This window comes from Modestobacter sp. VKM Ac-2977 (assembly GCF_026968045.1).
In the GTDB taxonomy this organism is placed as follows: Bacteria; Actinomycetota; Actinomycetes; order Mycobacteriales; family Geodermatophilaceae; genus Modestobacter.
The window spans coordinates 1-13,065 of the sequence record NZ_JAPVBQ010000004.1; the positions used below are offsets into that span (position 1 = coordinate 1).

Consider the following 13,065-nt stretch of genomic DNA (forward strand, 5'->3'; position numbering starts at 1 on the left):
GAAGGACGCCGAATGGGGGTATTGATACTTGGCACTGACTTTCGGCACGCTGTTGAGTTCTCAAGGAGCGGACGCGCTCGAAACCCGACCAATTGCTTGGCCCTCGTTCGAGGCGGCTTGTCCGACTGTACGCCGTGCACGGCTCGCTGTCACACCCGGGGGTCTGACCTCGCGGCTCCCGGCTCTCTCGACCCGGTCTCGCTCGGCGCAAAGAAGAAGTTACGTGCCGACCGGGCCCTCGTCAAACCGCCAGACGGCCTGAGCGACGTCCGAACGCCGCCCGAGGGCCGTGACCGCGGAGAAACCGCAGGTCAGCGCCGACTGCAGCGTCCAGGATTGCGAGGCAGGTCACTACCCGGGCCCCGGTGGAGGGCCAGCCAGCCCGCCCGCCGGCCTCAGAGCCCGAGCAGCGACTCGATCCCGACGGTCAGGCCAGGACGGCGGCCGATCTCCCGGACGGCGAGGAGGACGCCGGGCATGAACGACGCCCGGTCGTAGGAGTCGTGCCGCAGGGTCAGCGTCTCCCCCGCTGCCCCCATGAGCACCTCCTGGTGCGCGACGAGGCCGGCGAGCCGAACCGCGTGCACGGGCACACCTTCGATGTCGGCACCGCGCGCCCCGGGCAACGAGTCGGCCTCCCGGGTCGCGTCCGGCGCGACCGGGACGCCCGCCGCCCGCCGAGCGGCCGCGACCAGCCGGGCCGTGCGGGCCGCGGTGCCCGAGGGGGCATCGACCTTGGCCGGGTGGTGCAGCTCGACGATCTCCACGGACGGGAAGAAGCGCGCCGCCTCCTGGGCGAAGCGCATGAGGAGCACGGCACCGATCCCGAAGTTCGGTGCGATGAGCACCCCGAGGTCCGGCTTGGGCTCCAGCCACTCGGCGATCGTGGCCAGCCGCTGCTCGTCGAAGCCCGTCGTCCCGACGACGCAGTGGATGTTCTGGTCGATGCAGAAGCGGATGTTGTCCATGACGGAGTCGGGTCGGGTGAAGTCGACGACCACCTGGGCGCCCGCGTCCGCCACGTTGAACAGCCAGTCGCGCTCGTCGACCATCGCCACGAGCTCGAGGTCCTCTGCGGCGTCGACCGCCCGGCACACCTCGGTGCCCATCCGGCCCCGGGCGCCGAGCACCCCCACCGAGACCAGCGGGGTCTCCCCGGTGGTGGAGGTCGGAGGCTGGACGTCGGGGGCCGGCGGAGTGCTCATCCCGCGATGCTCACCAACGCGGGCGTCGCACGCAAGGCGGCGCCCCACCCACCGGCAGGTCAGGTCGTACGCGCGGCCCGGTGTCGGGCGAGGGCTTCCCAGGCCAGGAGCCCGACGGCCACCCCGACGACGTCGGCGACGAGGTCGGCGAGCGACGTCGACCGGTTGAGCACGGCCAGGGACTGGAGCAGTTCACTGGCCGCCGCGTAGAGCACCAGGAGGACGGCGAGCACCCCCCGGCCGACACCGGCCCACCGGCCGCTGACCGCCAGCACGGCGAACAGCAGCCCGTGCACGACCTTGTCCACGCCCGGCGGGGCCGACGGCACGCCGGACGCCGGGGTGAGCAGCACCGCCAGCGACACCAGCACGACGACGGCGAAGGTGCCGCGCGCCAGTGCACCGTGGTCGGCGAACGCGGGGGTCGGGCGGGAGGTCATCCGGCGGATCAGGCGGCGAGCAGCCGGTCGAGGTCGCGTTCCCGGTAGGGGCCGACGACGGCCAGGCAGGTCGGCCGGGTGAACAGGTCGGCGGCCACCGCACGCACCTGGTCCTCCTGCACGGCCTCGAGCCGGTCCAGCACGGTGCGCACCGGCAGGTACTCACCGTAGGAGAGCTCGCTCTTGCCCAACCGGCTCATCCGCGAGCCGGTGTCCTCCAGCCCCAGCACCAGCCCGCCCTTGAGCTGGCCGCGTGCCCGGGCGACCTCCTCGGTGGTCAGGCCGCTGGCCGCGACCTCCGCGAGCCCGGCGCGGATCAGCCGGAGCACCTCGGGCACGCGCTTGGGCGAGCAGCCGGCGTACACCGAGAAGCTCCCGGCACCGGCGTAGTGGGTCAGCGAGGACCCCACGCTGTAGACCAGGCCCCGCTTCTCCCGGATCTCCTGGAACAGCCGCGAGCTCATGCCGCCACCCACCGCGGCGTCCAGCACCGCGCCGGCGTACCGCCGCTCGTCCAGTCGGCCCATCCCCAGGCTGCCCAGCAGCAGGTGCGTCTGCTCGGTGCGCCGGTGGATCAGCCCGGTCGGCCGAGCCGGCTCGCCCAGGACGACGTCGGACCCCAGCCGCAACGGCTCCGGCCGCGTTCCCCCGCTCAACCGTCCACCGAAGGCCGCCGTGACGAGGTCGATGACCTGCTGGTGGTCAACCCGTCCGGCCGCCGAGACGACGATCGAGGGGACGGCGTAGCGGTCGCGGTACCAGCCGTCGACGTCGTCCCGGGTCAGGGACTCGATCGACTCCACGGTGCCGAGCACCGACCGGCCCAGCGGGGTGTCGCCGAACAGGGTCTCGGCGTACAGGTCGTGCACCGCGTCGGCGGGCTCGTCGTCGCGCATCGCGATCTCCTCGAGCACCACCGTGCGCTCGGACTCGAGGTCCGGGGCGGTGTTGAGCGCCTCGGTGACCAGGTCCCCGAGCAGGGTCACCGCGAGCGGGAGGTCGCTGGCGAGCACGTTCGCGTAGTAGCAGGTGTGCTCCTTGGCGGTGAAGGCGTTCATCTCACCACCGACGGCGTCCATCGCCGTGGCGATCTCCAGCGCCGTGCGGCTCCGGGTGCCCTTGAACAGCAGGTGCTCGAGGAAGTGCGAGGAGCCGCCCAGCTCCGGGCTCTCGTCCCGGGACCCGACGCCGACCCAGATGCCGAGGGTCGCCGACAGCACCCCGGGCATCGTCTCGGTGAGCACCCGCAGCCCGCCGGGCAGCTCGGTCCGCTCCACCCGGCCGCCGACCTCGTCGACGTCCAGCACCTGCGTGACACCGACCGGGGCCGGGACGGACGCCGCAGCGCCCGCCCCGGCCCCGGTCAGGTCGGTACTCGTGTTCACGCCTCCGCGGGAGCGGCGGTCTCGTCAGCCGGAGCTGCGTCACCGGCAGCGGCCGCGTCGCCCTCGACGACCGGCACCAGGCTGATCTTGCCGCGGGCGTCGATGTCGGTGATCTCGACCTGCAGCTTGTCGCCGACGTTCGCGACGTCCTCCACCTTGGCGATCCGCTTGCCGTTGCCCAGCTTGCTGATGTGGACCAGGCCGTCGCGGCCGGGCAGCAGCGAGACGAAGGCGCCGAAGGCCGTCGTCTTGACCACGGTGCCGAGGAACCGCTCGCCGACCTTGGGCAGCGTCGGGTTCGCGATGGCGTTGATCCGGTCGACCGCGGCCTGGGCCGAGGGGCCATCGGAGGCGCCGACGTAGATCGTGCCGTCGTCCTCGATGGTGATGTCGGCGCCGGTCTCGTCCTGGATCGCGTTGATCATCTGGCCCTTGGGCCCGATGACCGCGCCGATCTTGTCGACCGGGATGCGCACCGTGGTCACCCGCGGGGCGTAGGCGCTCATCTCGTCGGGGCCGTCGATCGCCTCCAGCATGACGTCGAGGATGTGCAGCCGGGCCGCGCGGGCCTGGGTCAGCGCACCGGCGAGGACGTCGGAGGGGATGCCGTCGAGCTTCGTGTCCAGCTGGAGGGCCGTCACGAAGTCCTTGGTGCCGGCGACCTTGAAGTCCATGTCACCGAAGGCGTCCTCGGCGCCGAGGATGTCGGTCAGCGCGACGTACTCGGTCTTGCCGTCGACCTCGTCGGAGACCAGGCCCATGGCGATGCCGGCGACCGCGGCCTTCAGCGGCACACCGGCGTTGAGCATGGCCAGCGTCGAGGCGCAGACCGAGCCCATCGAGGTGGAGCCGTTGGAGCCGAGGGCCTCGGAGACCTGTCGGATCGCGTAGGGGAACTCCTCGCGGTTCGGCAGCACCGGCAGCAGTGCCCGCTCCGCCAGCGCTCCGTGGCCGATCTCGCGGCGCTTGGGCGAGCCCACCCGGCCGGTCTCACCGGTGGAGTACGGCGGGAAGTTGTAGTTGTGCATGTAGCGCTTGCGGGTGATCGGGTTCAGCGTGTCCAGCTGCTGCTCCATGCGGAGCATGTTCAGCGTGGTGACGCCCATGATCTGGGTCTCGCCGCGCTCGAACAGCGCCGAGCCGTGCACCCGCGGGAGCACCTCGACCTCGGCCGACAGCGGCCGGATGTCGGTGAGCCCACGGCCGTCGATGCGGATCTTGTCGCGCAGGATGCGCTGGCGGACGACCTTCTTGGTCACGGCGCGGAAGGCTCCGGAGATCTCCTTCTCGCGGCCCTCGAACTGCCCGGCCAGGGCGGCCTTGACCTCGTCCTTGAGCGCGTCGGTGGCCTCCTCGCGCTCCTGCTTGCCGGCGATGGCCTGGGCCACGGCCAGCTTCTCGGCGGCGTGCGCCTCGACGGCGGCGTAGACGTCGTCCTGGTAGTCCAGGAAGCGGGGGAAGTGCGCCTCCGGCTTGGCGGCCTTCTCGGCCAGCGCGGACTGCGCCTGGCACAGCGCCTTGATGAAGGGCTTGGCGGCCTCGAGGCCCTGGGCCACGACCTCCTCGGTCGGGGCGGTGGCGCCACCGGCGATGAGCTCGATGGTCTTCTCGGTGGCCTCGGCCTCGACCATCATGATCGCGACGTCGCCGTCGGGCAGGACCCGGCCGGCCACGACCATGTCGAAGACGGCGTCCTCGAGCTCGGCGTGCGTCGGGAAGCCGACCCACTGGCCGTTGATCAGCGCCACCCGGGTGCCACCGATCGGGCCGGAGAACGGCAGGCCGGAGAGCTGGGTGGAGGCCGAGGCGGCGTTGATCGCGAGCACGTCGTAGACGTGGTCGGGGTCCAGCGACAGGACGGTGATGACGACCTGCACCTCGTTGCGCAGGCCCTTGGCGAAGGTCGGCCGCAGCGGGCGGTCGATCAGCCGGCAGGTGAGGATCGCGTCCTCGGAGGGGCGGCCCTCGCGGCGGAAGAACGAACCGGGGATCTTCCCGATCGAGTACATCCGCTCCTCGACGTCCACCGTCAGCGGGAAGAAGTCGAACTGCTCCTTGGGCTGACGGCCGGCCGTGGTGGCCGACAGCAGCGTGGTGTCGCCCATGGTGGCGACGACGGAGCCGGCGGCCTGCTTGGCGAGGCGGCCGGTCTCGAAGGTGACGGTGCGGGAACCGAGGGCCCCGTTGTCGATCACCGCGGTGGCGGTGAACACGCCGTCCTCGGCGTCGAAGTCGGTGGGATCTGTGGTGGGTGCGGACATCGTGTCCTCTTCCTACGTCGCATACGGCGACGTCCTCTTCGCGGCGTCGCGCCGACGGCGTCCGGGGCGACCGGTCTTCGATCGAAGCCCTCGGGGGGCGCACTCGCGGGGTCCTGCACTCAGGCTCGCTGCGTCCCGGGGGCCACTACCGAGGACCGGCCCTCGCGGGGCGGCCGGCGTGGGGCCGGTGGTCCCGTGCGGCGGGTGCCGCACGAGTGAGGGGACCGTCCCGGTGTTGCCGGAGCGGTCCCCTCGGTCGTGCTAGCGGCGCAGGCCGAGCCGCTCGATGAGCGAGCGGTACCGGTTGATGTCGGTCTTGGCCAGGTAGTTCAGCAGCCGCCGGCGACGGCCGACCAGCAGGAGCAGGCCCCGCCGGCTGTGGTGGTCGTGCTTGTGCATCTTGAGGTGCTCGGTCAGGTCGCTGATCCGTCGGGTCAGCATCGCGACCTGCACCTCGGGGGAACCCGTGTCGTTCTCGACCGTCGCGTACTCGGTCATGATCTGCTTCTTCGTCGCGCTCTCCAGCGCCATGGTGCCTCCAGGGCAGGTCACGTGTGGCCCCCGGTCTGTGTCACGGGGGCAGCATGCACACACGTCGGTCACCCGACGTCAGCACCGAGGTTACACGGCCGCACCAGGGCCAGGCCCGGAGTCGCCCGGTCACACCTCCAGGACGGCGCGGGTCCGCGCCACGTCCTCGCCCATGGCCACCAGCAGCTCCGGCACCCCGGCGAAGCTGAGCATCGGGCGCAGCCGCTCGACGAACTCGACGCCGACGTGCTCGCCGTACAGGTCGCCGTCGAAGTCGAGCAGGTGGGCCTCGACGGTGCGCCGGGCGCCGGCGAAGGTCGGGTTGCTGCCCACCGAGATCGCGGCCGGGTGGGTGCTGCGGCTGACCCCGCGGTGGTCGCGCAGCACCAGCCGCCCGGCGTAGACCCCGTCGGCCGGGATCGCGGTGTGCGCCGGGCTCTCCACGTTGGCGGTCGGGTAGCCGAGCTCCCGCCCGCGACGGTCACCGCGGACGACGATCCCGTCGACCCGGTGCGGGCGGCCGAGCGCGAGGGCGGCCGACGCCATGTCCCCGGCGGCCACGCAGGCCCGGATGTAGGTGGAGGAGATGGTCACCTCGCCGTCGCCGGCCGGGTCGGGGGCCGAGCCGACGCTGGTCAGGTCGACCCCCTCGACGCTGAAGCCGAACCGCCGGCCCTCGGCGGCCAGCGTCTCGACGGTGCCGACCGCCTTGTGCCCGTAGGTGAAGTTCCGCCCCACCACCACCTGGGCGGCGTGCAGGTGCTCGACCAGCACGGTGTGCGTGAACTCCCCCGGGGACAGCCGGCTGAACTCGGGCGTGAAGGGCAGCACGCACATGGCGTCCACACCCAGCTCGGCCACCAGCTCGGCCTTGCGGTCGGCCGAGGTCAGGATCGCCGGGTGGGAGCCGGGCCGCACCACCTCGGAGGGGTGCGGGTCGAAGGTGAGCAGCAGCGCCGGTCGTCCGACCGCGCGGGCCCGGGTGACCGCCGCACCGATCAGGTGCTGATGACCCCGGTGCACGCCGTCGTACATGCCGACGGTGACCACGGTGCGCCCCAGGTCCGGCGGCGTCGCGTCCAGCCCACGCCAGCGCAGCACGTCGTTCCCCTCCCCCGGTGTCGAGTGGTCGACGTGCTCAGGAGGCCACGGGCGCGACGCGGTGCAGCCAGCCGTGGGTGTCGGGGACCCGGCCGTGCTGGACGTCGAGCAGCCGCGCGCGCAGCTCCATGGTCAGCGGGCCGGGCTCGCCGTTGCCGACCGTGAAGTCGCCGGTGCGCCCCTTGACCTCACCGACCGGGGTGATGACCGCGGCCGTACCGCAGGCGAAGGTCTCGGTCACCGTGCCGTCGGCGACACCGGCCCGCCACTCGTCGACGCTGAACTTCCGCTCGGTGACCGGGTGGCCGAGCTCGCGGGCCACGGTGATCAGCGACTCGCGGGTGATCCCGGGCAGCAGCGTGCCGGTGAGTTCAGGGGTGACGAGCTCGGCGTCGGCGCCGGAACCCAGGACGAAGAACAGGTTCATCCCGCCCATCTCCTCGACCCAGCGCTTCTCCACCGCGTCCAGCCAGACCACCTGGTCGCAGCCGGCGGCGATCGCCTGCTCCTGGGCCAGCAGGCTGGCCGCGTAGTTGCCGGCGCACTTGACGTCGCCGGTGCCGCCGGGGGCCGCCCGGATGTAGTCCTCGGAGAGGTAGACCGACACCGGCTGCACCCCGCGCGGGAAGTACGCCCCGGCCGGGCTGGCGATGACGAGGAACAGGTACTCGCTCGCCGGCCGGACCCCGAGGAACGGGTCGACGGCCATCATGTACGGGCGGAGGTAGAGGGTCTGGTCGGGGCCGGTGGGGACCCACTCGCGGTCGGCGTCGACCAGGGCGTCGACGGCGGTGAGGAAGGCGTCGTGCGGGACGGCCGGCATGGCCAGCCGGGCGGCGCTGCGGGCGAACCGGGCGGCGTTGGACTCCGGCCGGAAGGTCGCGACGCTGCCGTCCGGCTGGGCGTAGGCCTTGAGCCCCTCGAAGATCGACTGGGCATAGTGCAGGCCGGCGGTGCTGGGGTCCAGCTGGAGCGGCCCGTACCCGGTCAGCCGGGCGTCGACCCAGCCCTCACCGGCGCGGTACCGGGCCACGACCATCGAGTCGGTGAAGTGGCGACCGAAGCCGGGGTCCGCCAGGACCGCGACACGGTCGGCGGCGGACCGGCGCGGCACGTCCTCCACGACCAGCGGCACACCCTCGGTGAAGACCCGGGGGGAGGTACGGCTGTCGGCGAGCGTGTCGGTCATGGCTCCCACCTGCTGGTGCTCGTGCTGGAGCGTGGTCCGGCGGTTGCCAGGCCCGCCCGGTCACCCTAGCCCGGCTCCGCGGCCCCACGGCACGTGCGGCGGGACGACCACCCGTCCGGACGTGGTGCGACCGGACGAACCGGCGGGCCCGGCCGTCGTCGCCGGGGCGGTGACGACGACGGCGCGGGCCGGCGGCTCAGCTGCTCTTCGGGGCCGCGGACTCGACGACCTCGTAGCTCCACACGTGCTGCTGCGAGCGCTCGGCGGCCGGGGCCAGGGTGTCGCCCCCGCCGTCGTGCGCGCGGTCGAAGTCCTGGCTGGTCTGCCAGGCCTCGTAGGCTTCCTGGCTGCTCCACCGCGTGTAGACGAGGTAGGAGTCGGTGCCGGCGACCGGGCGCAGCAGCTCGAACCACTCGAACCCCGGGGTGGTCTCCACCGCACCGGCCCGGCCCTTGAACCGCTCCTCGAAGCGGGCGCGCTTGTCCTCGGGCATGGTCACGACGTTGATCTTGACGACGCTCATGCACCGCATCCTGCCCCGCGACGACCGGCTCGACACGGCGGGTGCGACACCGCGGCTGCTGGTTCGGCGTCCACTCGCACGGGAGGGCGCGGTCATCCCCGCGGCGGTGGGACGTAGACCCGGATCGGCGGACGCACTCCCGCAGGGGTCGTCCAGTCGGCCGACCGGCGGTCGGCCAGGCACCATCCCAGCCGCTCGTACAGGCGCACGGCACCGCTGCCCTCGACCACCTCGAGCACCACCTGCAGACCCCGGTCCGCGGCGCACGCCGTCACCGCGGCCAGCAGACCGGCGCCGAGGCCCTGCCCTCTCCCCCGCGGCGCGACGTACAGCCGGGAGACGGCACCAAGCCCGCCGGCCGGCACCCCGGTCTGCCGGCTCAGCCCGTCGTCGACCACGTCGCCCACCAGGCAGGCGTGCCCGACGACGACGCCGGCCACCTCGGCCACCCAGCAGGCGACGGTCCCGCTGGGCGTCAACCACGCTGCGGGGTCCGCCGGCCACCGCGCCGGGTACCCGTCGACGTCGTACACCTCCCGCAGGGCCCGGACGCTGTCCGGGAGGTCGTGGTCCACCCGCCGCCGCACCAGCACCCGGACAGTCTGCCGAGCCGGTGGGCGAGACTGACGCGGTGACCGAGCAGCCGCGCACCGCCGACATCGGCTTCGCCCGGCTGGACCCCGACCGGGCGGCCCGGACCGGCACCCCCGAGGTGGTCTTCGCCGGCGGCAAGACGCCGGCCGAGACGGTGGGCTGCCTGGCCGGCCTGCTCGACGCCGGCACCCCGCTCGCCTGGGCCACCCGGGTCGACGAACCCACCGCTGCGGCGGTGCTCGCGCGCTGGCCGGAGGCCCACGTCGACCCGGTGGGCCGGGTGGCCTGGGTGGGCACGCCGGCACCGCCGGTCGGCCAGGTGCTGGTGCTGACCGCCGGGACGTCGGACGGCGCGGTCGCCGCCGAGGTCGCCGCCACTCTGGCCGCCAGCGGGGTGGGGTGCCGGCGGGTGGACGACGTCGGGGTGGCCGGCGTGCACCGGGTGCTGGCCGTGGCCCCGGACCTGGCCGCGGCCGACGCCGTCGTCGTGGTCGCCGGGATGGACGGCGCGCTGCCCAGCGTGGTCGCCGGGCTCACCGACCGGCTGGTGGTCGCCGTCCCCACCTCGGTCGGCTACGGCGCCGCCTTCGAGGGCCTGGCCGCGTTGCTCACCATGCTCACCGCCTGTGCGCCCGGCGTCCTGGTCGTCAACATCGACAACGGGTTCGGTGCCGGCGTCGCGGCCGCCCGGATCGTCCGCTCAGCTCACCGGTAGCGCACCGGGTCGGGCAGCAGCTCGTTCATCGCCCCCGACCGGAAGCCCCGCGGGTCCAGCTCCACCCGGGCGAAGCCGGGGACCGCGGCCAGCAGCTCTGCGCCGACGACCGGGACGAGCACGGCGTCGACCTCGACCCGGGCCACGTCGTCGCCCATGTCACGCACCCGTAGGTCGCGGGCCACGTGCCCGGCCTCGGTCAGGGCCGCCCGCAGCGCCGCCTCGGCCGCCTCCACCCGGGCCAGGCCCGCCGCCGACACCGGCACCCCGTAGGCGATCCGGCTGGCCAGGCACGCGGCGGCGGGTTTGTCGGCCAGCGGCAGGCCCCAGAGCCGGGCGGCCGCCCGGACGTCGTCCTTGGTCATGCCGGCCCTGGCCAGCGGCGCCCACGCCCCCCGCTCGGCAGCCGCCCGGATGCCGGGCCGGAAACCCGCCCGCAGGTCGTCGGCGTTGGTACCGGTGACCACGTCGGCGATCCCCAGCTCCGCGGCCAGCGGGGTGAGCACGTCGACCAGTTCGGTCTTGCAGAACGCACAGCGGTCACCGGCGTTGGCGACGTAGCCCGGACGGGACAGCTCGTCGGTGGGCGGCTGCTCGTGACGCACCCCCAGGCCCACCGCGAACTCATGAGCCGCCACCCGCTCGACGACCGGCAGGCTCGGCGAGATCGCCGTCGCCGCGACCACCCGGTCGACGCCCAGGGCCCGCACCGCCGCGGCGAGCACCACCCCGGAGTCGACGCCGCCGGAGAAGGCGACCAGCACCCCGGGCACGGCGGCGAGCTCGGCGTCCAACAGGGCCAGCCGGTGCTCGAGTCCGCTCATCGTGGCCAGGGTGTCATCCAGGTCAGCCGGGCGGGAAGCCGACCGCGACCCGGGCGACCGACCCGGCGTCCTCCACCAGCGCGACCAGCCGCCCGTCGGGAGCGACCGCCGCGTGCAACCCGGGCGCACCGGTGGCCGGGACCCGCTGGCCGTACCCCAGGGCCACGGCCTCCTCCACGGTGAGCTCGCGGGCGGGGAAGACCGCCCGGGCGGCGTCCGTCAGGCCCAGCACGCCCGGCCCGCTGCCCGGCCCGGCCAGCGCCCCGGCAGCCTCCTCGACGGGACGGGCCGCGGTCGTGGCGAAGGGCCCGGAGGAACTGCGGCGCAGCGCGGTGAGGTGGCCGCCGACCCCGAGGGTCCCGCCCACGTCCCGGGCGATCGCCCGGATGTAGGTGCCGGTGCTGCAGGAGACGGTGACGTCGACGTCGACCAGGTCGGCGGTGGGACGACGGACCTCGTGGACGTCGATCCGGTGCACAGTGACCGACCGGGCGGCCAGCTCGAACTCCTCGCCGGCCCGCACCCGGTCGTAGGAGCGCTTGCCGTCGACCTTCACCGCGCTGACCGACGAGGGCACCTGCTGCAGCGGGCCGACCTGACCGGCCAGTGCGGCACGGACGGCGTCCTCGGTGACCCCGGCGGCCGAGGCGGTGGCGGTCACGTCACCCTCGCGGTCGTCGGTGACCGTCGTCTGGCCGAGCCGGATGGTGGCCTCGTAGGTCTTGTCCGAGCCGGAGAGGTGGCCGAGCAGCCGGGTGGCGGCGCCCACGCCCAGCACCAGCAGCCCGGTGGCCATCGGGTCCAGGGTGCCGGCGTGCCCCACCTTGCGCACCGACAGCACCCGCCGGGCGCGGGCGACGACGTCGTGGGAGGTCATGCCGCCGGCCTTGTCGACCAGCAGCAGGGACGGCGGGACGTCGGCGTCGGGCTTCTTCCGGCTCATCCGACCTCCTCGCTGACGCTCGTCGGCCGGCTTCGCCGGGCTGCTCTGCTGATCGGTTCGCTCGCGAGCTCGCTCACGAGACCACGCTCTCACCCAGCCAGACGCTGCCCCGCACCCGCCAGCCCACCGCCACCAGCCGCAGCACGATGAACAGGGTCAGGCCGGTCCACACCCCGGGCAGTCCCCAGTCCAGCCAGCCGGACAGCAGCGACAGCGGCACGAAGCCCACCAGCGCCGACCCGACGGTGACGGTGCGCAGGTAGGCGACGTCCCCGGCGCCCATGAGCACCCCGTCGAGGGCGAAGACCACCCCGGCCAGCGGCTGCATGAGCGCCAGGAACCACCACACGACGCCGGCCTCGGCGAGCACCGCCGGGTCGTCGGTGAACAGCGGCGGCAGCACCGGGCGCAGGGCGAGCAGCACGACGGCGACGAGGACGCCGGTGCCCAGGCCCCAGCCGACCACCCGGCTCGCGGTGGCGCGGGCCTCGGCCGGGCGGGCCGCACCCAGCGCCGTGCCGACGAGGGTCTGCGCGGCGATGGCGTAGGCGTCGAGGACCAGGGCGAGGAACAGCCACAGCTGCAGGGCGATCTGGTGCGCCCCGAGCTCGGCGGTGCCCGACCGGGCCACCACCCCCGCGGCGGCGGCGAAGGCCAGCTGGAGGACGGCGGCGCGCAGCAGCAGGTCGCGCCCGAGCACCAGCTGGGCCCGCAGCGCGGCCGGTCGGGGCCGCAAGGAGATCCCGGTGCCGGCGATCTCGCGGGTCAGCGCCCGCACGAAGAGCGCAGCGGAGACGGCCTGGCCGATCACGTTGGCCACCGCAGAACCGACCAGGCCCATCTCGGCCGTGTGCACCAGCAGCGGGCACAGCACCAGGCTGACCAGGCTGCCGGCCAGGACGTAGCCCATCGGCCGGCGCAGCTCCTGGACGCCACGCAGCCAGCCGTTGCCGGCCAGTGCGATCAGGAGCAGCGGGAGCCCCAGGCTGGCCACCCGCAGCCACTCCTCGGCGGCCTCGGCGACCGGCCCGTCCCCGCCGGCGAGCAGGCGGGTCAGCGGCCCGGCCGCGACCTGGAAGACGGCCGCCAGTCCCACGCCCAGGGCCAGGGCCAGCCAGGTGGCCTGCACGCCCTCCGCGACCGCGCCGACCCGGTCCCCGGCCCCGGCGCGCCGGGCCGCGCGGGCGGTCGTCCCGTAGGCGAGGAAGTTGAGCAGCGCCGCCACGTAGGCCAGCAGACCGCCGCCGACGGCGAGGCCGCCGAGGCTGACCGTGCCGAGGTTGCCGACCACCGCGGTGTCGACCAGCAGGTACAGCGGCTCGGCGGCGAGCACCACCAGCGCCGGTGCCGCCAG

At 74.0% G+C, this 13,065-nt stretch carries 13 protein-coding genes; 1 reads left to right on the forward strand and 12 read right to left on the reverse strand.

The genetic code is table 11. From position 1 onward, the window contains the following. Nucleotides 1-395: 395 nt before the first annotated feature. The 9 genes from dapB to O2V63_RS16640 form a co-directional block, all read right to left on the reverse strand. The gene (dapB, locus tag O2V63_RS16600; RefSeq protein ID WP_269168659.1) at nucleotides 396-1,205 is read right to left on the reverse strand and encodes a 4-hydroxy-tetrahydrodipicolinate reductase; all 810 of its coding nucleotides are present in this window, start codon (nucleotides 1,203-1,205) and stop codon (nucleotides 396-398) included. Nucleotides 1,206-1,264: 59 nt separating this feature from the next. Continuing rightward, nucleotides 1,265-1,645 (reverse strand): VanZ family protein, encoded by a 381-nt coding sequence (locus tag O2V63_RS16605; RefSeq protein WP_269168660.1) that lies wholly within the window; start codon nucleotides 1,643-1,645, stop codon nucleotides 1,265-1,267. An 8-nt stretch (nucleotides 1,646-1,653) separates the two neighbouring features. After that, nucleotides 1,654-3,030, reverse strand: coding sequence for a M16 family metallopeptidase (locus tag O2V63_RS16610; RefSeq protein WP_269168661.1), 1,377 nt, complete (start codon nucleotides 3,028-3,030; stop codon nucleotides 1,654-1,656). Continuing rightward, entirely contained in the window at nucleotides 3,027-5,291 is a 2,265-nt protein-coding gene (locus O2V63_RS16615; protein ID WP_269168662.1) for a polyribonucleotide nucleotidyltransferase, read from the reverse strand. Before O2V63_RS16615 ends, O2V63_RS16610 begins: the two co-directional genes overlap by 4 nt. A gap of 261 nt (nucleotides 5,292-5,552) precedes the next feature. Beyond that, on the reverse strand, nucleotides 5,553-5,822 hold the full coding sequence (gene rpsO, locus O2V63_RS16620; RefSeq protein WP_029339129.1) for a 30S ribosomal protein S15: 270 nt from the start codon (nucleotides 5,820-5,822) through the stop codon (nucleotides 5,553-5,555). 129 nt (nucleotides 5,823-5,951) lie between these two features. Continuing rightward, a complete protein-coding gene (locus O2V63_RS16625) occupies nucleotides 5,952-6,923 on the reverse strand; it encodes a bifunctional riboflavin kinase/FAD synthetase (RefSeq protein ID WP_269168663.1) in 972 nt (323 codons plus the stop codon). Nucleotides 6,924-6,960: 37 nt separating this feature from the next. Continuing rightward, nucleotides 6,961-8,112: a branched-chain amino acid aminotransferase gene (locus O2V63_RS16630; protein ID WP_269168664.1), complete on the reverse strand. Its 1,152-nt coding sequence runs from the start codon at nucleotides 8,110-8,112 to the stop codon at nucleotides 6,961-6,963. Nucleotides 8,113-8,308: 196 nt separating this feature from the next. Further along, nucleotides 8,309-8,635 (reverse strand): antibiotic biosynthesis monooxygenase family protein, encoded by a 327-nt coding sequence (locus tag O2V63_RS16635; protein ID WP_269165227.1) that lies wholly within the window; start codon nucleotides 8,633-8,635, stop codon nucleotides 8,309-8,311. 92 nt (nucleotides 8,636-8,727) lie between these two features. Next, on the reverse strand, nucleotides 8,728-9,228 hold the full coding sequence (locus O2V63_RS16640) for a GNAT family N-acetyltransferase (RefSeq protein ID WP_269168665.1): 501 nt from the start codon (nucleotides 9,226-9,228) through the stop codon (nucleotides 8,728-8,730). Nucleotides 9,229-9,266: 38 nt separating this feature from the next. On the opposite strand from O2V63_RS16640, the gene larB reads away from it, so the two are divergent. Beyond that, nucleotides 9,267-9,944, forward strand: coding sequence for a nickel pincer cofactor biosynthesis protein LarB (larB, locus tag O2V63_RS16645; RefSeq protein ID WP_269168666.1), 678 nt, complete (start codon nucleotides 9,267-9,269; stop codon nucleotides 9,942-9,944). Here the strand turns inward: larB and larE are convergent. From larE to O2V63_RS16660, 3 genes are all read right to left on the reverse strand, one after another. After that, on the reverse strand, nucleotides 9,935-10,768 hold the full coding sequence (larE, locus tag O2V63_RS16650; RefSeq protein WP_269168667.1) for an ATP-dependent sacrificial sulfur transferase LarE: 834 nt from the start codon (nucleotides 10,766-10,768) through the stop codon (nucleotides 9,935-9,937). The two genes, larB and larE, sit on opposite strands and share 10 nt — an antisense overlap. 22 nt (nucleotides 10,769-10,790) lie before the next feature. Further along, nucleotides 10,791-11,711 (reverse strand): tRNA pseudouridine(55) synthase TruB, encoded by a 921-nt coding sequence (truB, locus tag O2V63_RS16655; RefSeq protein WP_269168668.1) that lies wholly within the window; start codon nucleotides 11,709-11,711, stop codon nucleotides 10,791-10,793. A 73-nt stretch (nucleotides 11,712-11,784) separates the two neighbouring features. Next, the gene (locus tag O2V63_RS16660) at nucleotides 11,785-13,047 is read right to left on the reverse strand and encodes an MATE family efflux transporter (RefSeq protein ID WP_269168669.1); all 1,263 of its coding nucleotides are present in this window, start codon (nucleotides 13,045-13,047) and stop codon (nucleotides 11,785-11,787) included. Between the last annotated feature and the right edge of the window lie 18 nt (nucleotides 13,048-13,065).